The sequence below is a fragment of the Pseudoalteromonas sp. US3C1013 genome, assembly GCF_048401115.1.
GTDB lineage: Bacteria > Pseudomonadota > Gammaproteobacteria > Enterobacterales > Alteromonadaceae > Pseudoalteromonas > Pseudoalteromonas undina.
The window spans coordinates 2,637,537-2,658,752 of the sequence record NZ_CP183075.1; the positions used below are offsets into that span (position 1 = coordinate 2,637,537).

Annotated in this window: 20 protein-coding genes; 16 read left to right on the forward strand and 4 right to left on the reverse strand. The window is 40.6% G+C overall.

Features of this window, described 5'->3' with window-relative positions:
* Positions 1-43 precede the first annotated feature (43 nt).
* A complete protein-coding gene (gene glnE, locus ACNSN2_RS12350; RefSeq protein WP_418607556.1) occupies positions 44-2,839 on the reverse strand; it encodes a bifunctional [glutamate--ammonia ligase]-adenylyl-L-tyrosine phosphorylase/[glutamate--ammonia-ligase] adenylyltransferase in 2,796 nt (931 codons plus the stop codon).
* A 78-nt stretch (positions 2,840-2,917) separates the two neighbouring features.
* Between glnE and ACNSN2_RS12355 the strand changes: the two genes are divergently transcribed.
* The 6 genes from ACNSN2_RS12355 (at position 2,918) to ruvX (ending at position 7,336) form a co-directional block, all read left to right on the forward strand.
* Complete coding sequence (locus tag ACNSN2_RS12355; RefSeq protein ID WP_010391581.1) at positions 2,918-3,811, forward strand: hypothetical protein; 894 nt, start codon at positions 2,918-2,920, stop codon at positions 3,809-3,811.
* Positions 3,812-3,888: 77 nt separating this feature from the next.
* A complete protein-coding gene (locus tag ACNSN2_RS12360; protein WP_010391582.1) occupies positions 3,889-4,362 on the forward strand; it encodes a hypothetical protein in 474 nt (157 codons plus the stop codon).
* A gap of 70 nt (positions 4,363-4,432) precedes the next feature.
* Positions 4,433-5,167: a 16S rRNA (uracil(1498)-N(3))-methyltransferase gene (gene rsmE / locus ACNSN2_RS12365; RefSeq protein ID WP_055012525.1), complete on the forward strand. Its 735-nt coding sequence runs from the start codon at positions 4,433-4,435 to the stop codon at positions 5,165-5,167.
* Positions 5,168-5,233: 66 nt separating this feature from the next.
* Positions 5,234-6,184 (forward strand): glutathione synthase, encoded by a 951-nt coding sequence (gene gshB, locus ACNSN2_RS12370; RefSeq protein WP_418607559.1) that lies wholly within the window; start codon positions 5,234-5,236, stop codon positions 6,182-6,184.
* A gap of 127 nt (positions 6,185-6,311) precedes the next feature.
* Positions 6,312-6,869, forward strand: a complete 558-nt coding sequence (locus ACNSN2_RS12375; RefSeq protein WP_418607561.1) for a YqgE/AlgH family protein — start codon at positions 6,312-6,314, stop codon at positions 6,867-6,869.
* 17 nt (positions 6,870-6,886) lie between these two features.
* Positions 6,887-7,336, forward strand: coding sequence for a Holliday junction resolvase RuvX (gene ruvX, locus ACNSN2_RS12380; RefSeq protein WP_013465849.1), 450 nt, complete (start codon positions 6,887-6,889; stop codon positions 7,334-7,336).
* A gap of 204 nt (positions 7,337-7,540) precedes the next feature.
* On the opposite strand, the gene ACNSN2_RS12385 is transcribed toward ruvX, so the two are convergent.
* Complete coding sequence (locus tag ACNSN2_RS12385; RefSeq protein ID WP_054201910.1) at positions 7,541-8,677, reverse strand: PilT/PilU family type 4a pilus ATPase; 1,137 nt, start codon at positions 8,675-8,677, stop codon at positions 7,541-7,543.
* Between the two features lie 9 nt (positions 8,678-8,686).
* Positions 8,687-9,727 carry a type IV pilus twitching motility protein PilT gene (locus ACNSN2_RS12390; protein WP_010391590.1) on the reverse strand — a complete coding sequence of 347 codons (1,041 nt, stop codon included), beginning with the start codon at positions 9,725-9,727 and terminating at the stop codon, positions 8,687-8,689.
* A 2-nt stretch (positions 9,728-9,729) separates the two neighbouring features.
* Here ACNSN2_RS12390 and ACNSN2_RS12395 point away from each other — a divergent pair, with 2 nt between their 5' ends.
* From ACNSN2_RS12395 to ACNSN2_RS12430, 8 genes are all read left to right on the forward strand, one after another.
* On the forward strand, positions 9,730-10,443 hold the full coding sequence (locus ACNSN2_RS12395; RefSeq protein WP_418607564.1) for a YggS family pyridoxal phosphate-dependent enzyme: 714 nt from the start codon (positions 9,730-9,732) through the stop codon (positions 10,441-10,443).
* 17 nt (positions 10,444-10,460) lie between these two features.
* Positions 10,461-11,282 (forward strand): pyrroline-5-carboxylate reductase, encoded by an 822-nt coding sequence (gene proC / locus ACNSN2_RS12400; RefSeq protein WP_010391593.1) that lies wholly within the window; start codon positions 10,461-10,463, stop codon positions 11,280-11,282.
* A gap of 26 nt (positions 11,283-11,308) precedes the next feature.
* Positions 11,309-11,842, forward strand: a complete 534-nt coding sequence (locus ACNSN2_RS12405) for a YggT family protein (protein WP_008113334.1) — start codon at positions 11,309-11,311, stop codon at positions 11,840-11,842.
* 58 nt (positions 11,843-11,900) lie between these two features.
* Entirely contained in the window at positions 11,901-12,344 is a 444-nt protein-coding gene (locus ACNSN2_RS12410; protein ID WP_010391596.1) for a DUF4426 domain-containing protein, read from the forward strand.
* Positions 12,345-12,346: 2 nt separating this feature from the next.
* Positions 12,347-12,946: an XTP/dITP diphosphatase gene (locus ACNSN2_RS12415; protein WP_418607567.1), complete on the forward strand. Its 600-nt coding sequence runs from the start codon at positions 12,347-12,349 to the stop codon at positions 12,944-12,946.
* The gene (gene hemW / locus ACNSN2_RS12420; protein ID WP_138596744.1) at positions 12,943-14,079 is read left to right on the forward strand and encodes a radical SAM family heme chaperone HemW; all 1,137 of its coding nucleotides are present in this window, start codon (positions 12,943-12,945) and stop codon (positions 14,077-14,079) included. The genes ACNSN2_RS12415 and hemW overlap by 4 nt, the downstream gene beginning before the upstream one ends.
* 84 nt (positions 14,080-14,163) lie before the next feature.
* Entirely contained in the window at positions 14,164-15,996 is a 1,833-nt protein-coding gene (locus ACNSN2_RS12425) for a DUF885 domain-containing protein (protein WP_008113341.1), read from the forward strand.
* A gap of 104 nt (positions 15,997-16,100) precedes the next feature.
* Positions 16,101-16,760, forward strand: coding sequence for a hypothetical protein (locus tag ACNSN2_RS12430; protein WP_418607570.1), 660 nt, complete (start codon positions 16,101-16,103; stop codon positions 16,758-16,760).
* Here ACNSN2_RS12430 and ACNSN2_RS12435 read toward each other — a convergent pair.
* A complete protein-coding gene (locus tag ACNSN2_RS12435; RefSeq protein ID WP_075169840.1) occupies positions 16,752-17,468 on the reverse strand; it encodes an SIMPL domain-containing protein in 717 nt (238 codons plus the stop codon). The genes ACNSN2_RS12430 and ACNSN2_RS12435 overlap by 9 nt on opposite strands.
* A gap of 114 nt (positions 17,469-17,582) precedes the next feature.
* On the opposite strand from ACNSN2_RS12435, the gene ACNSN2_RS12440 reads away from it, so the two are divergent.
* Positions 17,583-20,249, forward strand: coding sequence for a bifunctional acetate--CoA ligase family protein/GNAT family N-acetyltransferase (locus ACNSN2_RS12440; protein WP_418607572.1), 2,667 nt, complete (start codon positions 17,583-17,585; stop codon positions 20,247-20,249).
* Positions 20,250-20,257: 8 nt separating this feature from the next.
* Complete coding sequence (locus ACNSN2_RS12445; protein ID WP_109874122.1) at positions 20,258-21,202, forward strand: ion transporter; 945 nt, start codon at positions 20,258-20,260, stop codon at positions 21,200-21,202.
* Positions 21,203-21,216 lie beyond the last annotated feature (14 nt).

Sequence of the window (21,216 nt, forward strand, 5' to 3'; positions counted from 1 at the left end):
GATTTATAGGCGCTCAATAATAATCGAGCGCCTATGTATTTATTCAATTTAATTCAAAAATAGCCTGCCATATCGACGTGACATTTTTAATATCTTCACTAAAATCTTCACGTTTTACGCAGCGACCCTGCTGATCTAAGCTCAACACATGATAGCGTGAGCGATAATCTATATAGGCTTTAATAAGTTGCTGTTTTTGTGTGTCTGTAATGCAACCAATTTTAGCTGCGTCCGTTAAAATTCTGACATTGTCAGAATAGTCGCATAAATGGGTAAATTCATGAGCGTACTTTAATACTAAATATTGGGTGATAAACTCAATATCGGTCATCGCCCCCACGTCTTGTTTTAAATCAAACTGCTGCTCGTTGCCTTTAGCTAAATGGCCACGCATTTTTTCGCGCATTTTAATTACGTCGGTTTTTAGCAGTTCAACATCACGTTTTTGACACAATATCTCGGCGCGAATTTGTGCAAAACGCGTTACTAATTCAGTTTGGCCTAAAATCAGCCTCGCTCTGACTAAAGCTTGATGCTCCCACGTCCATGCTTGGGTTTGTTGGTAATGATTAAAACTCTCTAAGTTAATCGCTAATAACCCTGATGCCCCCTCTGGACGAAGTCGAGTATCTAATTCATATAAAATACCTGAAGCAGTACGAGTATTAAATAAATGCATTAAACGCTGTGCTAGCTTTAAATAAAATTGCCTTGAGTCAATTGCCTTGTCGCCGCTGGTATAGCTGGTACCGTCATGGTTATGCACAAAAACTAAATCAAGATCAGAGTCATAACCCACCTCAAAACCACCGGTTTTTCCATACGCAATAACGGCAAAGCCTTTATGTTCATCGTTGGTATTAGGTGGCATGCCAAAACGTTTAACACAATGATACCAAGCAATATTAACAGCCTGATCAACTATCGCTTCTGCAAGTGCAGTTAAGTGATCGCTTACTTTCATAACATCAATAACGCCAGTGGCATCTGCGGCAGCAATCCGTAACTGATGGGTTTGTTTAAACTGACGCAATGCTTCCATTTGTTGTTCAAGATCGTCATGTTCAATACGTAAAAAATACTGTCTTATTTCATCTTTATACGCTGTTAATGGGGTCGGTTTATACAGCACTGCAGGGTCGATAAGTTCATCGAGTAGAATGGGATACAATGAAATATGCTCTCCAATCCACTTGCTATGGCAACAGAGCAAAACTAACTGCTTTAACGTTCCAGGGTTTTCATACAACAGCTCTAAATAAGCGGTGCGCGAAATAATTTTATTTAGTATTTGGCATACCGTTGTAAACGCACTGGCAGTAGCATTAAAGTCGTTTAATTGTTTTAGTAATGCAGGCATTAATTTATCAAGAATGTCGCGTCCACGGTTGCCCACTTTGGCTTTAGATAGGCGCTGTTTGAAGTCATGTAATGGTGTTTGCCACTCTTCTCTTGGTTCATTCAAAAAGCTAACATCACCATGATCCCAAGTACTTATAAACGCGCCTTCACAAGTATCAAGTGGTTCAGTTTCTTCACCAATTACCTGAATAAACTCATTATGAATTTGCGCCATGACCTGTTCTATTTTTTCAATAGCTGAGTCAATATTGTCTTGTTTCAACAATACATTCAGCCGTTGCTGATTTAGCTCATCATCAGGCAGAGTTTGTGTTTGCTGATCATCAAAAATTTGTAGGTATTGCTCTATCCTACGTAAATAAAGGTAGTTATTTTTAAGCCCTCTGGCTTCATGCTCATCAATCACTTGGCTAACTGTTAGCTGCTCTAATGCAGTTAATAAAGATTGTGTTTGTAAATTTGCTTCTCTGCCGCCTCTGACCATTTGCAATGCTTGAACAATAAATTCAACTTCGCGAATGCCGCCACCACCTAATTTAATGTTATTAGTTAAGCGCTTACGACGCACTTCTTGGGCAATCATGAGTTTCATTTTTCTAAGCGATTCAATCACAGAAAAATCAATGTAGCGGCGATAAACAAAAGGTCTCAGCAAAGTATTAAATTCCTGCCAATAACGACTAGGCGTGCCAATTAATCGCCCTTTTAACATCGCGTAGCGCTCCCAATCACGCCCTTGCTCTTGGTAATAGTCTTCAATGGCATTAAAGCTCATCACCAACGGACCACTTTCACCAAATGGGCGCAAACGCATATCAACCCGAAATACTTGGCCATCCACGGTGCATTGGTTCAGGGCTGTAATTAACTTTTGGGCCACTTTAGTATAAAAAACAGATGCTTCGAGCGAGCGACGACCACCTTGGGTTTTAACGTTGCGGGGGTATGCAAAAATAAGGTCTATATCAGATGAGTAATTTAGCTCTTGCCCTCCTAACTTCCCCATGCCTAGTACCATTAATAGTAAAGCGTTTTTATCTTCATCTAATGGTTCACCATTAGTTTTAGCAACATTATTGTAGGCCCATTGATTAGCACTATCTATCAGTTTATTGGCAAGTTCACTAATGTATTTAATGCTATCCGCAATTGAGTTTTCACAACATAAGTCTAAAAAAGCGACTTTTAGCCAGTACTTTTCACGATATTGGCGCAGTAATTGATGACACTGCTGCTCTTCTACTTCATTTATATTAAGTGTTGCAAAGGGATCTGAAATTTCTCTATTATTAATTTCAACTTCGCATAGCAACCAAGACAACAGCGAAGGTTGAGAGCTTAAACTGCGCCAAGCAAAATCACTTAACGCTAATAAACGCACGATTTGCTGCTGGATTTGTTGTTCGGGATACAGCGTTGCAAAACGCGTTTCACCCAGTTTTTGTAATTCAATAGGAAGCTGCGTGTCGTTACTCATCAATACCCTCTTTTATCTCACCAATAACCATACTAGAATGGTTAAAAACCTATCAAGGTAAATCTATTTAGGAACACCATGTCATACTTGTCATTATCTAACACTAGTTTAGTTGCGATTGCTATTAGTTTTGTGGTTATTTGTATTATTATCATCAGTTTAAGAATTATTACTCAAATAAAAGCAAAACAAGCACTTAAAGAAGAATTAGCGCAACATGATAACTTTGCAATGGGAATTAGTTTTGCTTCTGAAATATCAGTCGTGATCGCCACGATGGCATTTTTGTTCGATGAAATTAGTATTAGCACCGCTCAATCAAATCCGCTGAAAGTCATTTTATTAATTGTGCTGTTATTTTCGTTTATAAAAATGGGACATTTAATCCACCGTAAATGGATTTTACGCCGCTTTAATGAAGAAGCAGCTATATTAAAACAAAACGTTTGTGCTGCGTTGGTTGATTCAGGCATGCTGATTGCCAACTGCATTTTAGTATTGGGTTTATATACGTGGACACACACTCAAGGCTTTAGTAATTTATTAATAGCCTCGGTAAGCTTTTTTGTTTTACAAGGCATGTTTGCCCTAGACAGTAAAATACGCGAAAACCGCTTTGCTAAAGCCAACCAAGGGGCCTCTTTGCAAAGTAACTTTGGTTTAGAAAACACCTCCATTGGTATTCGCTATGCGGGTAAATCAATAGGCTTAGCTCTTGCTGCGTATGCTGGTTTATCGAGTGCGGCGTTTCAAAACGGTAAAATGGTAGAGAACTTATTTACTTTGGTAATGCATTGCGGTGTGATGTGGCTGTTACTATACTGTTTAACGTATATTATAAAAATTATTTCAATGCCAAATATAGATACCGCACTTGAAGTCGATCATCAGGATAATATTGGCATTGCCTGTATTGAATTTGCTGTATTTTGTGCTATTGGTTATTTATTAATAAGTATGTTTTCAATTTAGTACCAAACTCATTAAATTTAGCCGTTGCTTAACGTCCCTATTTAATTGTTTGGTAAATTAACAGGGACTTTAGGCATATGGCAATTAAAACAGGAAGTTATCTATTAATCGATATAGATAACGAGTTCAGCCGAGCATTTGTAAAACATTACATAAATACTAATGATGCTGCTAAAAAGGACATCATAATAGCCGGTGCGAACACGCAAAAGCTGGTTAAAATGATGTTTGATGAACTCGTTAAAGATTATTGCTATTGCGATATTGAGAACGAAATCAGTATTTCAGAACTGGCCAGCTACCTTCACGAACACCACAATGTTCAAGGCGTATTATTCAACCAAACAGATTATTTGCTCGCTGATGATACACAGCGCTTTATTTATAATTCATTACATGAAAAACGCTATATTATTAGCCAAACCAATCATGGCTATGACATTAACCCCATAAATGAAGAGTGCCATTCAAATCATTTGTCCTGTGATACCGATATAGCCCAAACCGCACAAGAACTAACAGAGCTTGCAGTCCCTGAATATGAAAAATAAATAATTGCACCCAAGCCTTTGCTTACTTACCATAGAGGGATATAACTTCTATGTAAAAAAGTGATTTGCCATGCGAGTGCCTCATATTTATCAATCATCACCAATTGCCCTTAATACTCCTTTAAACCTAGACGATGATGCTGCAGGGCACATAGGCCGTGTGTTGCGCATGAAAGTAGGCGAGCAGGTTTCTATTTTTAATGGTGAAGGCGGAGAGTTTCTAAGTGAAATTATTGAGGTGAGTAAAAAGAGCGTGGTTGTTATGCCGCTTGAATTTAATCCTCATGACGTTGAATCACCATTAAAAATTCATTTAGGCCAGTGCGTATCCCGTGGTGACAAAATGGATTTTACCATTCAAAAGTCTGTTGAATTAGGGATCACTGAAATCACCCCTATTTTTAGCCAGCGCTGCGGCGTAAAGCTAAGTGGCGACCGCTTAGAAAAAAAACACCAGCAATGGCAAAAAATAGCCATTGCCGCAGCAGAGCAATCTGGGCGCAACTTTGTGCCAAAAATACACTCACCTGTTGATTTAAAAACCTGGCTTGAACAGCAAACAGCTGCCATTAAATTAACTTTGCATCCTCGCGCCGAACACAGTATTAAAACCATTACCGTTCCCGATGACGGCGTGCGCTTTTTAGTAGGGCCTGAAGGCGGATTTACCGACGATGAAATAGCACAAACAAAGCAACAAGAATTTGTAGATATTCGCTTAGGCCCGCGGGTACTTCGCACAGAAACAGCAGCGTTAACCGTTTTAAGCGCACTGCAATTACAATTTGGCGATTTAGCTAATTGAAATAACTAAAAGCACCCACATATCAAGATTACAGTTGTAAAAAACACATAAACTAAGGCACAGCGCATGGCAATTAAGTTAGGTATTATTTCAGATCCTATTAGTGGATTTAATATTAAAAAAGACACCGGTTTTGCAATGATGATGCAAGCGCAAACCCGTGGCTACGAAATTTACTACATGGAAATGGATGATTTATCGCTGCGTCAAGGCAATGCCTACGCTACTGCAGCCAAAGCACAGGTTTTTGATAACGCAGAAAAGTGGTACCAACTTGAAGAAAAAACCACCATTGCACTGGCTGACATAGACGTTATTTTAATGCGTAAAGATCCGCCTTTTGATACTGAATATATTTACGCAACCTATATTTTAGAACGTGCTGAGCAAGCGGGTACTTTAGTTATTAATAAGCCACAGAGCTTGCGTGACGCCAATGAAAAACTATTTACCGCTTGGTTTAGTGAGCATACACCTGATACGTTAGTTACGCGCAGCCAAAAGCAAATCCGTGAATTTTTAGCCGAGCACAAAGATATTATTTTAAAACCACTGGATGGTATGGGTGGTGCTTCTATTTTTAGAGTAAAAGCAGATGATGCCAATATTGGCGTAATATGCGAAACCTTAACTGAGCATGGCAGTCGCTTTGCGATGGCGCAAAATTACATTGAAGAGATCACTCAAGGTGACAAGCGCGTATTGGTTGTTGATGGTGAAGTTATTCCTTATTGTTTAGCGCGTATCCCACAAAACGGCGAAACGCGCGGTAACTTAGCCGCCGGCGGACGTGGTGAAGCACGCCCAATTAGTGAGTCAGATCTTAAAATTGCTCAAGCAGTTGCCCCTACATTGAAAGAAAAAGGCTTAATATTTGTTGGCTTAGATATCATTGGCGATAAGTTAACTGAAATTAACGTAACAGCACCAACCTGTGTTAAAGAAATTGAGGCCGCTTACGAGATTTCTATTACCGGTATTTTATTTGATGCTATAGAGAGAAAGCTTAGTAAATAATATTAAAGCCATAACAAAATTTAAGCAGTGGCGCTTCTATAGTCACCGCTTAAAGTTGAATAAATTTTAGTGTTAAAACATGGGACTATGCCATACTCAAGATTCAATAACTAAAAGGGTAAAAATTATGCAGTCATTAGAAAATCATTTTTTAATCGCAATGCCATCAATGCAAGACCCTTTTTTTAAACGTGCGGTCACTTATATTTGTGAACACAATGAAGAAGGCGCTATGGGACTTGTTATCAATCAGCCGATTGATGTTACCGTAGGTGAGCTACTCGACAAAATTGATATTGATAACGATAAGTCGCAACATGCTGCGCAAGTGACAGTGTATGCTGGCGGGCCGGTAAAAACGGATCGTGGCTTTGTACTACATTCACCAAAACCGGGGTATTCGGCAAGCCAAAAGTTGAGTAGTGATATTATGATCACTACCTCAAAAGATGTATTAGCCACATTAACTACTGCTCAAGCACCCGAGCAATTTATAATTACCTTAGGTTACTCAGGTTGGGAGCAAGGCCAGCTAGAACAAGAGCTACTTGATAATAGCTGGTTGATTATAAAAGCCGACCCTAAAATAATTTTTGATACCCCAGTGGAAAAGCGCTGGGAAATGGCAGTCTCTATGCTTGGTTTTGATGTTAGCCAATTAAGCCCTGAAGTTGGACATGCCTAATAACATAAAAGACAAACATGACTAAAAAAACTGTAAAACCGCAAGGTGAGCGCACCGTAATGGGATTTGATTTTGGTACTAAGAGCATTGGTATCGCAATTGGTCAAGAATTGACAGGCAGCGCCACCAGTTTGAAAGCGGTGAAAGCTCAAGATGGCATCCCTAATTGGGATGACATTGCTGTGCAGGTAAAAGAGTGGCAACCTGACTTAATGGTGGTTGGCTTACCGCTTAATATGGATGGCACTTCTCAAGAGGTCACCTTTAAAGCCAAAAAGTTCGCCAATCGATTGCATAATCATTACGGTATTGCGGTTCATACTCAAGATGAACGCTTAACTACCGCTGATGCTAAAGCACGGTTGTTTGAACGTGGTGGTTATAAAAACTTAGGTAAAGGCAACGTAGATAATATGTCTGCGGTGATCATCCTAGAGAGCTTTTTTGAAGCCAGTTATGGCGAATAAATTGATTTAACAAAAAAAGCGCTTAAAGCGCTTTTTTTATGCGTGGATTTTGACTAGGGTCTGTTAGTCTTTACGGATTAAAACTCGTTCAAACTAGGGGCAATTTAATCGCGGCGCGAGGTTTGTAACCTAGTGGGTTCGATAATTGCTCCTACGTTGTTCTACTGGCTTACATCCATGTAGGCAGCAACGAGTTAATTGTCCTTAGGTAATATTACCTTTATCATCAAGGCCATCAATGGTTACACCTTGCAAAAAGCCTGCCCCTTGCTGCTCGTTATTACGTAGTTTTATCATTAAACGTAAATCATTTGGCGAGTCTGCATGATGAAGTGCATCGGCATAGTTAATCCGTTGCTGTCTGTAAAGCTCAAACAGCGCTTGGTCAAAGGTCTGCATGCCCATTTCAGTTGATTTGGCCATAGTTTCTTTAATACCACCAATGTTACCGTTTTTAATCAGCTCACTCACCATTGGCGTATTCAATAATACCTCTATAGCAGCAGCACGTCCCTCACCATCAGAGGTAGGGATAAGCTGCTGGGCAATAATAGCGCGTAAGTTTAATGCTAAATCATATTTAAGCTTATCGTGCTTCTCTTTTGGCACTAAGTGCATAATACGATCAATAGCTTGGTTAGCATTGTTAGCATGTAAGGTGGCAACACATAAATGACCTGTTTCTGCAAAGCTTAACGCATACTCCATAGTTTCTTGCGATCGAATTTCACCAATCAAAATAACATCTGGCGCTTGGCGTAAAGAGCTTTTTAGTGCTGACTCAAAGCTTTCTGTATCTAAGCCCACTTCACGTTGGGTAATAATACTTTTTTGGTGCTCATGCACAAATTCAATTGGATCTTCTATGGTTAGAATATGCCCGCGCTGATGGCGATTTCTATAACCAACCAGTGCTGCCAGTGATGTTGATTTACCGGTTCCCGTACCACCTACAAATAATACCAGGCCTCGCTTTGACATAATCACATCAGTAAGTACTGAGGGCAATCCCAGCTCTTTTACATCAGGTATTTGGGTCACAATCCGGCGAATAACCATCCCTGCTCTGTCACGTTGCCAAAAAGCCGAAATACGAAAGCGCCCTTCGCTGGTTGCAATTGCAAAGTTACACTCTTTGGTGCTATGAAACTCTGCCTTTTGCTTTTCACTCATCGCTGATTCAACTAATTCCAGCGCTTGCTCATCGGTTAGTTTGTCATCATTAAGAGGTATCAGCTCGCCATTAATTTTAGCGCTAATAGGCAGCTGGCTTGATACAAATAGATCAGAGCCTTTTTTGTCGATCATTATTTGTAAAAAGTGATTTAGAGATAAAGTCATAATAATTCCTTAAGCGCTAAACTGCGTCTTATCTTGTGCTTTTGTATACGCCGCTGAGTGAGTGATAATGCCTCGGTTAACTAGATTCGTTAAACATTGATCCATGGTTTGCATGCCCTGCGACGCACCGGTTTGAATCGATGAGTACATTTGAGCAATTTTATCTTCACGAATTAAGTTACGAATAGCAGGCGTTGCCAACATAATTTCGTGTGCAGCCACTCGCCCTCCACCGACCTTCTTGATCAGTGTTTGTGAGATAACCGCACGCAATGATTCAGAAAGCATAGAGCGGATCATGTCTTTTTCTTCACCAGGGAATACATCAATAATACGGTCAATGGTTTTAGGTGCCGACGTGGTATGCAAAGTGCCAAACACTAAGTGACCAGTTTCAGCAGCAGTCATAGCAAGGCGAATAGTTTCTAGATCTCGTAACTCACCAACCAAAATAACATCAGGGTCTTCACGCAATGCACTTCGCAAGGCATTAGAAAAACTATGTGTATCGCGGTGAACTTCACGCTGGTTAATTAAGCTGAGTTTATTATCGTGCACAAATTCGATAGGATCTTCAATGGTCAGTACATGATGATGTTTATTTTGATTTATATAGTCCACCATGGCTGCGAGTGTAGTCGACTTACCTGAGCCTGTAGGGCCGGTAACTAATACTAAGCCTCGTGGGTTATCTGAAATTTGTTTGAATATTTCCGGCGCGCCCAAATCTTCAAGTGTCAATACATCACTCGGGATAGTACGAAACACGGCAGCAGGACCACGATTAGAGTTAAAGGCATTTACACGAAAACGTGCTAAATTAGGGACTTCAAAAGAAAAATCCACTTCGAGATTTTGTTCATAGTCCTTACGCTGGTTATCGTTCATAATGTCATAAACCAGACTGCTGACTTCTTTATCTCCAAGTGCTGGTATATTAATTCGTCGCACATCGCCATCAACACGTATCATAGGTGACACCCCTGATGATAAGTGCAAATCTGATGCTTTATGTTGCACACTAAATGCCAATAATTCGGTGATATCCATTTATGACTCCACAACTAACTGATAAATATATGGTTACAATAGCAGAACGACTCACATCCGCCTACGCTAGAATTGCAGAGGCAGCGCAAAATGCACAGCGCAATAGTAACGACATTACGTTACTTGCAGTATCTAAAACCAAACCCGTCTCTGATATTATGGCAGCATATGAGCAAGGGCAACGCCAATTTGGTGAATCTTATGTTCAAGAGGCTGTAGATAAAATAGCCCAACTAGCTACATTTAGCGATATTGTTTGGCATTTCATTGGCCCTATACAGTCAAATAAAAGCGCTTTGGTGGCTGCTAATTTTGACTGGGTACAAAGCGTCGATAGACTAAAGATAGCAAAACGCTTAAACGCTCAGCGCCCACAGGAAATGCCCGCTCTTAATATACTGATACAAGTTAATATTAGCGCAGAAGATGCTAAATCAGGCTGTACCATAGAAGAGATTGACCAACTAGCGCAATTTATAAGTCAGTGTTCACAGTTAAAATTACGCGGACTAATGGCTATTCCTGCAAAAAGTAACGATGCTAACACGCAAATTCAATATTTTGAGCAATTACAAACTTGCTTTGATAAACTACAGACCCAATATCCTCATATAGATACGTTGTCGATGGGGATGAGTAACGATGTAGAGGCTGCCATAGCGGCAGGTTCAACCATGGTGAGGATCGGCACAGATATTTTTGGAACACGAACTTAAAAGGTGATAACAGACATATGTCAGATAAAAAAATCGCATTTATAGGCACAGGTAATATGAGCTACGCCATCATTGGTGGCATGGTAAAAAACGGCTTTAACGCAAACAATATTATTGCAACTAACCGCAACCAAGAAAAACTAGCCAAGGTAGCATCCGACTTTAAGGTGCAAACCACCAGTGACAATAACGAAGCTATGCGCGATGCAGATGTCATTGTTCTGTCTGTTAAACCACAAATGATGGGCGACTTGTGCCAATCATTTCAAGATTCAGGCATCGACTTTAGTGATAAATTATTTATCTCAGTCGCTGCAGGCTTAACCGTTAAACGCTTACGTGAAATGCTTGGCCAAGATGTGAAAATGGTGCGTTGTATGCCAAATACACCGTCGTTACTTGGCCGTGGTGTATCGGGCTTGTATGGCGCTGGCGAAACGCAAAGCGAACATGAATTTGTACAACAAGTTTTTGAATGTACAGGTATAGTTGTGTGGGTAGAGCAAGAATCGCAAATTAACGATGTCATTGCTGTGACAGGCTCATCGCCAGCTTACTTTTTCTTATTTATGGAAGCGATTGAAGAAAAAGCGAAAGCACTTGGCTTTAATGATGAAGACGCGCGTCGCTTAGTACAGCAAACAGCGCTAGGCGCAGCTGAAATGGCACTTAGCCAACCAGATATTAGCATTTCGCAACTGCGCGCCAATGTAACCTCAAAAGGCGGTACCACGCATGCAGCTGTTGAGCATTTAAAAGCGCAAGGTTTAACCCAAACTGTGGGTGATGCAATGGATGCGTGTATTGCGCGTGCAGTGCAAATGGAACAAGAACTTTAAAACCATTTTTTATTGAAGGTTATACTATGAATGCCATGCAATTTTTAATTAGCACCTTGTTTGATCTGTTTTTAATGGTGGTACTACTGCGTTTTTGGCTACAGTGGGCAAAAGCCGACTTTTACAACCCGATGAGCCAATTTGTGGTCAAAGCCACTTCGTTTGCAGTTAACCCGCTGCGAAAAATCATTCCAGGGCTAGGCGGGCTTGATTTAGCCTCTTTGTTGCTGGCATTTATAGTGGCTGCGGCAAAAATAAGTACATTAATGTGGCTTATTTATAGCTCTTGGGCTATTCAACCTGTGCTTATACAGGCGCTAATAACTGTTTTAAAAGAAGGTTTAAATTTAGTCTTTTGGGTGTTAATCATCCGCGCTATTTTAAGCTGGGTAAGCCAAGGCTATAACCCAATTGAAGCGGTATTCCATCAGCTTACTGAGCCAATGTTAAAGCCAATCCGTAAAATCTTACCGCCACTAGGAGGCTTAGACTTATCGGTATTGGTACTGATCATCGGCATTCAGTTTTTACAAATGCTGCTAATGGACCTTTTAGCTTAAGCACAACGTAATATAAAAGAGGCCTAGCGCCTCTTTTTTACATACTCAGGAGTTAACCATGCAACGTTTAATAAAGTTTTGTTTTATTGCTTGTCTCGCTTTAGCATTTAATGCACACAGCGCTCAAGAACAAGGCGCCCAATACAAAGAACTAGGCCCTTGGCAAGTTCATTACATAGCCTTTCCATCAACGTTTATTCAACCGCAAATAGCTAAAGCTTATGACCTTGAGCGTAGTGGCTATAAAGGCATTGTTAATATTTCAATATTAAAAAATAATGCAGATAAAGCCGCTCAAAAAGCGACATTACAAGGTACCGCTAAAAACTTATTAGGTAACAAGCAAACCCTTAACTTTAAAGAAGTCGTTGAAGGCGATTCAATTTATTATCTAGCACAAGTAGATTACACCAACGAAGAGATTTTACGTTTTGAAATTGAAATCCAACAAGGTAATCAGTTTCAAACATTAAAGTTTAAGCAAAAATTTTACGTAGATTAAATATGACCAACACCTTAGTACTTGCAACCGGCAACCCCGGAAAAGTGAATGAGCTGGCTAACATGCTCAGCTCACTTAATATTAATGTTGTACCGCAAAGCGACCTTAATGTCAGTGACGTAGCCGAAACAGGCACCACGTTTGTAGAAAACGCGATAATTAAAGCGCGACATGCGGCTAAAATTACCGGACTGCCTGCTATTGCAGATGATTCAGGCTTAGAAGTTGATGGCCTGAATGGCGCGCCAGGTGTTTACTCTGCTCGTTTTGCAGGAAATAGCGCAAGTGATCAAGATAATATCGATAAATTACTGGCTGATTTAGGCAATAACCCTAATCGCAGCGCTCGTTTTTGGTGTGTGTTGGTACTAATGCGTCATGCTGACGACCCTACCCCACTTATTTGCAGTGCTAGCTGGGAAGGTGAGATTACCCTTAGCCAACACGGTAAAGGTGGCTTTGGTTACGATCCTATCTTTTTTGTACCATCAGAAAATTGTACCAGTGCAGAGCTTACAAAAGAGCAGAAGAATGCATTAAGCCACCGTGGACAAGCACTTAATAAATTACTACAAGAGTTACAACACAAAGGCGGCCTGTGAACCTTCCTCCACTGAGTTTATATGTGCACGTGCCTTGGTGCGTGCAAAAATGTCCTTACTGCGACTTTAATAGCCACGGGCAAAAAGGTGACATCCCTGAAGCTGAATATGTACAGCACTTAATTGACGATTTAAAAGCTGATTTACACTTAGTACAAGGGCGAAAAATTCACAGTATTTTTATTGGTGGCGGCACGCCAAGCCTATTAACCGGCGCGGCATATACCCGTTTACTCAATGAAATAGATAACCTAATTGGTTTAAGCGATAACTGTGAAATAACCCTTGAAGCAAACCCGGGCACAGTCGAAACTGGCCGTTTTAAAGATTATGTAAAAGCAGGGATTAACCGTATCTCTATTGGCGTGCAAAGCATGCAAAATGATAAGTTAAAAGCCTTAGGCCGAATTCATGGTGCCGATGAAGCCAGTTATGCAGCACAACAAGCTAGTGAAGCAGGGTTGAATAGCTTTAACCTTGATTTAATGCATGGCTTACCAGGGCAATCCCTCGATGACGCACTAAGTGACTTAAAACAAATCATTGCCCTGAGCCCACCACATATTTCTTGGTATCAGCTCACCATTGAGCCTAATACGCAATTTGCTTCAAAACCGCCCACGTTGCCACAAGATGAAACCTTATGGGATATTCAAGAACAAGGCCAAGCATTATTAGCACAAGCAGGCTATCAGCAATACGAAATATCAGGATATGCAAAACCGGGCTTTCAATGCCAACATAACTTGAATTATTGGCGGTTTGGCGATTATCTTGGTATTGGCTGTGGCGCCCATGGTAAGGTTACTGATGCGAAAACAGGGGTGATAACACGCACTGAAAAGGTTAAACACCCACGGGGCTACATGGACATTATTAAGCCCTACTTGTACAAAAGCTGGCAAGTAGAACAAGACGACTTAGCGTTTGAATTTTTTATGAATCGCTTTCGTTTAACAGAGCCATGCCCGATTGAAGACTACAGTGCACTGACTAATCAGCCATTACAAAGCCAACAAGCGGCTTTGAATAAAGCCATTAACACAGGTTTATTAATAGAAAAAGACGGCCATTGGCAAGTAAGCCTTAAAGGCCATCGCTTTTTAAATGACCTGCTAGAATTGTTCGTATAACGCTTTTGGCGTTATACGCATGTAAAGTAAATACATGAAAAATTAAAATACCCTAATGGGTTTCTAACAACAAAAGGGAAACGAATGCGTAAACTTACTCTAATTGCTGCCACGGTAAGCGTGGCACTGCTTGCCGGTTGCCAACAAGCAACACAACAATCAACGCCTGCACCGGCGGTTCAAGCTCAACCTGTACAAAGTGAAATTGATAAAGCGAATGCTTTTTTTGAAGACACTTTTAATCGTGATGTAATGAGCAGCCCAGTTTATCAAACCTATATGGGCATCAAAAAAGATTACGATAAATGGGATGACAACAGCGAAGAAAAAGCGCTAAAAGACTTGGCACAAACTAAAGCCGATTTGGTTACGCTCAACAGCATTGACCGTGCGCAATTAGATGCAGCTACTCAAGTAAGTTATGATTTAAAAAAACAAGATTTAGAAGCCAGCATTGCTGATTTTAAATGGCGTTACCATAACTACCCAGTAAACCAAATGTTTGGTACACATTCTATGGTGCCGGCTTTTTTAATTAACCAGCATCAAATTAGCAACGTAAAAGAAGCCAACGATTACATTGCCCGTTTAAATGGGGTACCGGGTGTATTCGATCAACTGATTACCGGCTTAGAAATTCGCGCCGATAAAAACATTATTGCACCTAAATTTGTATTTCCACACGTGATTGATTCAAGCAAAAACATCATTAAAGGTGCGCCGTTTGAACAAGGTGAAGATTCTACGCTATTAGCTGACTTTAAACGTAAAGTAAATGCATTAGAAATCGACCAAGCTGAAAAAGATGCACTTATTAGTAAAGCGACTGATGCATTAAAAACAGCAGTTAAACCTGCTTACTCTAAGTTAATTAACTACATTGCACAGCTAGAAAAGCGTGCTGATGACCGTGACGGTGCTTGGAAATTCCCTGATGGCGAAGCGTTTTACAATAACGCGCTTAAACGCACTACCACGACAGACCTTACAGCAAAAGAAATTCATGCCATTGGCCTTGCCGAAGTGTCACGTATTCATGATGAAATGCGTGCCATCAAAGATAAAGTTGGTTTTGAGGGTGACTTAAACGCCTTTATGCAGTTTATGAAAACCGACAAGCAATTTTACCTTGCTAATACTGAAGCGGGTAAAGCGCAATACCTAAGTGAGGCTAAAGGCTTAATTGATAACATGAAAACACGCTTAGATGAGCTGTTTATTGTAAAACCAAAAGCCGACATGATAGTAAAACGTGTTGAAGCTTTCCGTGAAAAAGCGGCAGGTAAAGCGTTTTATCAACAACCTGCGCCAGATGGTTCTCGCCCAGGTATTTACTATGCCAACCTCTATGACATGGAAGCAATGCCAACTTACCAAATGGAAGCTCTCGCTTACCATGAGGGTATTCCGGGTCATCACATGCAAATTGCTATTTCACAAGAGCTGGAAGGCGTGCCTAAGTTCCGTAAGTTTGGTGGTTACACAGCCTACATTGAAGGTTGGGGTTTATACTCAGAGTTACTACCAAAAGAAATGGGCCTTTACGAAGACCCGTATTCAGATTTTGGTCGTTTAGCTATGGAGTTATGGCGTGCCTGTCGTCTAGTGGTTGATACCGGTATTCACGCAATGAAGTGGACTCGCCAAGAAGGTATTGATTACTACGTTAACAACACTCCTAACGCCACTTCTGACGGTGTAAAAATGGTTGAGCGTCATATTGTAATGCCATCACAAGCAACGGCTTACAAAGTGGGTATGCTGAAAATTTTAGAACTACGTGAAGCGGCTAAAAAGCAGCTTGGCGACAAGTTTGACATTCGTCAATTCCACGACGTAGTGCTTAAAAATGGCCCTGTACCATTAAACGTACTAGAAAACTTTGTTGATGAGTGGGTTGCTAGCAAACAAGCTTAATTATCAAGTAACTACTTAAACATATAAAAGGTCGCAATTGCGGCCTTTTGTTTTATAAAGCAAAAAATTAAGCTAGGATAAAGTAGGTATTCAAGGAGAACAGAATGGATCTAAGCATACAGCTACTCAATGCGCGTATTAAACAACAACAGTTTGATGAGCTTGATAACGACTTTAAAAAGCTCACTGACGCTCAAAAAGTGATGCAGCTTAATTATCTGTTTGAAAGCGCGTTACGCATGAGTATTAAATACGATTTTATGCAAAATATTGCCGTGCGAATTTTAGCGAGCAATACGCCACCAACACAGTTTATTGAACAGCTAACCAGTTTAGATGCACTGAGCTTTTTTACGCCTGCATTAAAATTAAATAAAGGCTTTATTAGTACAGATAGCCACGACAATAACGTGTTACATAATGTGTTCAAGCACGCAGCGCCAAGCCAGTTGCCTTTTAACTATGTTCGCTCGTTAATGTTATTTGAATCTAATGAAGAGTTACTGCATGCATTGGCGCAAACCAATCAGCACGGGCTGACTCCTGTGGCCAGCTATATCGTTTATGCACATAAGCCCAACATTCCGGTAAAGCATGAGTTTTCAGCCTTACTGGCATTAATGGAAATAGAACAAAAACAAAATCCTAGAGCAAAATTACAATTGCTTGAGGCATTAAAAAATAATCCCCCAGGCGAAATTACCTTACTGTTGAGCGCCGCATATTTACAGCGCTCTACTGAACAAGTAGTGGCACTAATCTGATAAGTAATATTCTACGCTGGTAACCACGCGTACATTTTTAATTTGCGGTGTGTTTGAATCCCGATCGCTAATACTAAACTGCCCTTGGCGTGCGGTTTTAATTTTACCTAAAAGGGAGTTTGAATCTTTCGCGAATTTATTTGCTACTTCACGGGCTTTTTCTGTGGCCTCTTGCACCATGGCAGGTTTTATATCGTTAAGCCCAGTAAAAATATATTCAATACGAGTTTGATAGTTATCTTGGACTATGGCTATATTTTGTTTAGCTAACTGACTCACTTTACTCAGTGCGTTTTTAACTTTATCGGGGGCATTAGAGTAAACAATAATATTTGAGCTAATAACGTATCTAAACTTTTGATTGTCGTTCGCGTATTCACGCGCTTGCTTATCAATAATAGATTGAGTGCCTGTCGATATTTCCTCATCGTCAAAGCCATGTAGCTTTAAAAAGGCAATTACGGCATCGTTTTTTTGCTCAACTCGCTCAACAAGCTTTTCAAGGTTGTTATCGGCGTCATTAAACTGCAGCGGCCAAATAACAGTATCAGCGACCACTTCACGCTCTGCTAAGCCTTTTACCTGAACAGTGCGCTCCATGCCTTTAATATCAAGTGCGGCTCCTTTGATGATAAAGCCCAATGCAATTAAGCCGATGCTTAAACAAACTGCTGCCATAACAACGGTTACATTCGATATTTTATTCACTTCACTCTCCTTGACCAATATCAATAATAAGCATGTTCACGCTCGAAAAAACACAATAAACAGGTTACATTGAGACAGTACAGAACGCAAAACTTAATCAGCCAAGGAAACGCAATGAGTCTAAAACGTATTAACCAGTTTTTTAACCCAAGCTCTGTCGCTGTTATTGGGGCTTCAAACATCGCCACTCGCGCGGGTAATGTGGTAATGCGTAACTTACTGCAAGGTGGCTTTAAAGGGCCTATTATGCCCGTTACCCCAAATCATACAGCGGTACACGGCGTATTGGCTTACCCCAGTATTGAAGCCTTACCTAAAGTGCCTGATTTAGCCGTTATCTGTACCAATAAAAACACCTTAATGAAAATTATTGAGCAGCTAGGTACGCTTGGCTGTCATAGTGCCATTATTATTGCGGATGGCTTAACCACAGTTCAAAAAAAGGCACTCAAAGAGAGCGCAGCTAAGCATAAAGTCACCCTGCTTGGCTCAAATTGCTTAGGGTTACTTATTCCGCATATAGGCTTAAATGCAAGCTTTTCTCATACTGTTGCCACGCCAGGTAAACTGGCTTTTGTATCGCAATCTGCAGCAGTTTGCTCAACTATTCTCGATTGGGCAAAAAATAAAGAAATTGGCTTTTCATACTTTGTATCTATGGGGGATTGTTTAGATATTGAGTTTGACGAAATACTCGACTTTTTAGGCCGTGATGCTAAAACCAAAGCCATCTTACTGTACATCGATAATATTGATGATATCCGCAGCTTTATTTCTGCCGCTCGAGCAGCCGCATTTTCTAAACCTGTTATTGCTATTAAAACTGGCAGAACCAGCGCAGGGGCTCTCGCCGCTGAAATACACACCGGCGGAAAACAAAGCTCAGATGCGGTATATGATGCCATGTTTCAACGTGCGGGTATGCTAAGAGTAAACGACTTACGTGAGCTCTTTGCCGCCACCCAAACCTTGGCAATGCATCCTAAGTTACTGCAAGTAGAGCAACTTACCATATTAACCAATGGTGGCGGCCCTGGAGTGATGGCCGTTGATGAACTCATTCAAAGTTCAGGAAAACTTGCTCAGCTCAGTGATGAAACTCGCGAAGCACTTAATAAAGTGATCCCGCATTCAGACACCGCTGCCAATCCGGTCGATATTTTTGGCGATTCTGCGCCAGTGCGTTATAAGCATGCGTTAGAAATATTACTAAATGCTAAAGAAGTTAAAAACTTACTGATCATCCACACTCCATCGGCTTTGGCCCCAAGTGAAAATTACGCTCAGGTTATTGTTGAGGCACTAAATAAATTACCGAAAATGGCACGCCCGTATGTAATTACTAATTTTATGGGAGAAGATGCTGCTTTTGCTGCAAGACGCATCTGCGCTAATAACGCCATCCCTACCTATCGTACCCCAGAAGGGGCGGTAGGCGCCTTTATGCACTTAGTAAGCTACCGTCGTAACCAAAAGCATTTAACTCAAACGCCAGAATCAAATACTGACGATGCCACTATTAATAAAGCAGCAGCGAAAGCGACTATAAAAGAGTTTTTAAATGATGAACAACATTACTTATCAACCCATCAAGCAAGTCATATTTTAAGTAGTTACGGCATTGACTGTATTCAAACTGAAGTTGCCTACACTCCAACCGAAGCCAAAGAGCAAGCAATAGAGCTGGGCTTTCCGGTGGCATTGAAATTAATTAGCCCCAGTATTCCCTCTAAGTCTGAAGTCGGCGGTGTCGTACTAAACCTCAATGATGCGCAAGAGGTAGAGCAAACCGCATTTGCCATGCTGTTAAGAATAAAGAACACCTACCCTGATGCCATAATTGATGGTTTTTCATTACAAAAAATGGCACCTCGAGCGGGAGCTAACGAGCTGCGTATAGCCATTAAAACAGAGCCTAATTTTGGGCCGGTTATTTTATTAGGTGAAGCCGGTACAGGGCTTGAATATGCACAAGCCGCAGTCGCTTTGCCACCACTGAATATGAACCTAGCTAAATATTTAATTGCCGCCGCCCATGATAAAGGCGTACTTAAAGATCGTGTTCTGCCAGAAAAAGTAGATAAATATCGCTTGTGTTCACTACTAACTCGAATTTCTCAATTGGTCGTAGATCAACCGGATATCACCTCGTTAGAGCTAAATCCTATTCTAGCTAGTAATGGCCAGTTTTTAGTACTTGATGCCACCATGAATTTGAATCAGTATCAGGCTCAAGCACATCGAAAACGTTTATCTATTCGTCCTTACCCTATTGAGCTGGTTGAACAAGTCACTTTAAAAAATAATACCTTAGCAACGCTCAGACCAATCAAACCTGAAGATGAGCAAGCACATCAAGCGTTTGACCAGTCATTAACCAAAGAAGATAGGTATAAACGCTTTTTTGGTGAGTTACCACAATTTAACCACGATCAACTCGCGAAAATGACGCAAATTGATTACGACCGCGAAATGGCGTTTATTGTTACCCAAACACAAGACGAGCAACAGCACACCCTAGGGGTTTCACGAGTGATTATGGACCCAGATAACTTACAAGCAGAGTTTGCTATTGTAGTACGTTCTGATTGCCAAGGGCTTGGATTAGGACGTATTTTAATGAATGCAGCAATTTCTCATTGTAAGCGCCAAGGGGTAAAAACCGTTGAGGGGATCACCCTACCTGAAAACACTGGCATGATTGAGCTGGCTCGTAAACTCGGATTTAAAATTAGTCGTGATTTTGAAGAAGGCAGTATCAATATGTTACTCACATTATAATAATTATTATGCAGAAACTTAGACAAACCATCAACCAAGTATTTGAATCTTCAGGTAAGTACCAACGGGCCGGTCACTTTTTAGATGCCCTACTAATCACTATTATTATGATAAATGTGGTGGCCATCGTACTCGAATCAGTGCACAGCATTGCCACTGCGTACTACAACGAATTTTTAATGTTAGAGCTGGTATCGGTTGCCATATTTAGTGCTGAATACCTAATACGTGCTTGGACCTGTGTAGATAGAGTAAAATACGCCTCTATGGATTGCTCCAATACACAAAAGCGGATCCGCTATATTTTATCACCACTGGCTATCATCGATTTAATCGCCATTTTGCCAAGCCTATTAATGTTTTTCTTTGCTTTAGACTTACGTTTTTTACGCGTACTACGTTTATTAAGAGTATTTAAGCTCACTCGTTATTCACGGGCAATGCAACTGTTATTACAGGCATTTATTGATGAATCAAGTTCATTGTTGGCTGCATTTTTTATTATGGCAGTAGTACTTATTTTAGCTTCATGCGGTATTTATTTATTAGAACATGACATTCAACCAGACAAGTTTGGCTCAATTCCGGCCGCAATGTGGTGGGCAATGGCAACACTTACGACTGTAGGCTATGGTGATGTTGTGCCAATAACACCCATTGGTAAGCTGTTTGGTGGTGTTATCACTCTAGTAAGCATGGGCATGGTGGCTATACCCACAGGTTTATTAGCATCGAGCTTTTCAGAGCAGGTTCGTAAACGTCGTCAGTTATTTGAAGATGCCACCCATGAGCAAATAACCGATGGAAAACTCTCCGACGAGCAATTACATCACCTTGAAGATCTTCGCTACAAACTTGGATTAAGTAAGTTAGAGGCTAATAAAGCGATAAAAGCGGAGCTTAATAAACGCAGCTCACACTTGTTTTGTCGCCATTGTGGTAAGCGCCCTTAATAAAAATAATGTAA